This is a genomic window from Ruegeria sp. BE3, from assembly GCF_056538865.1.
In genome coordinates this window covers 1-878 of the sequence record NZ_JBQFTW010000028.1, presented here as the reverse complement: position 1 = coordinate 878, position 878 = coordinate 1, and the positions used below count along the sequence as shown (strand labels likewise).

The 878-nt window shown below is 56.5% G+C and carries 1 protein-coding gene; it reads right to left on the bottom strand.

Annotation, left to right across the window (positions count from 1 at the left end; translation table 11 throughout):
• The coding region (gene groEL / locus ACR0AZ_RS21615) for a chaperonin GroEL (RefSeq protein ID WP_480668237.1) at nucleotides 1-878 on the bottom strand (878 nt) is incomplete at both ends.

The following is an 878-nucleotide window of genomic DNA, read 5'->3' as shown; positions in this document are numbered from 1 at the left end:
GTTGCGTTCAGAGCATCGTCCACACGGTCCTTACGCTCTTTCACTTCAACTTCGGTCATGCCGCCGACGCGGATAACGGCAACACCGCCTGCCAGTTTGGCAACGCGCTCTTGCAGCTTCTCACGGTCGTAATCCGACGAGGTTTCTTCGATCTGGGTACGGATCTGAGCAACACGTGCTTCGATCTCGGCTTTCTCGCCTGCACCGTCAACGATGGTGGTTTCGTCTTTGGTGATTTCGATCTTCTTGGCGGTGCCCAGCATGTCCATGGTGACGGACTCGAGCTTCATGCCCAGATCTTCGCTGATGACCTGACCGCCGGTCAGGATCGCGATGTCCTGCAGCATGGCCTTGCGGCGATCGCCGAAGCCCGGTGCTTTGACAGCAGCAATTTTCAGGCCGCCGCGCAGTTTGTTAACAACCAGAGTTGCCAGCGCTTCGCCTTCAACATCTTCCGCGATGATCAGCAGCGGCTTCTGCGACTGGATCACCTGCTCGAGCAGCGGAACCATCGGCTGCAACGAGGACAGTTTCTTTTCGTGCAGCAGGATCATGCAGTCGTCGAGTTCTGCGATCATCTTGTCTGCGTTGGTGACGAAGTAAGGCGACAGGTAGCCACGGTCGAACTGCATACCTTCGACAACATCGGTCTCGGTTTCCAGACCTTTGTTTTCTTCGACGGTGATAACGCCTTCGTTGCCAACTTTCTGCATCGCGTCTGCGATCTGCTGGCCGATTTCAGCTTCGCCGTTGGCCGAGATGGTGCCAACCTGAGCAACTTCTGCCGAGTCTTTGACTTCGCGCGATGCGTCTTTGATGCCTGCAACAACTTTGGCAGTCGCCAGATCGATGCCGCGCTTCAGGTCCATCGGGTTCAG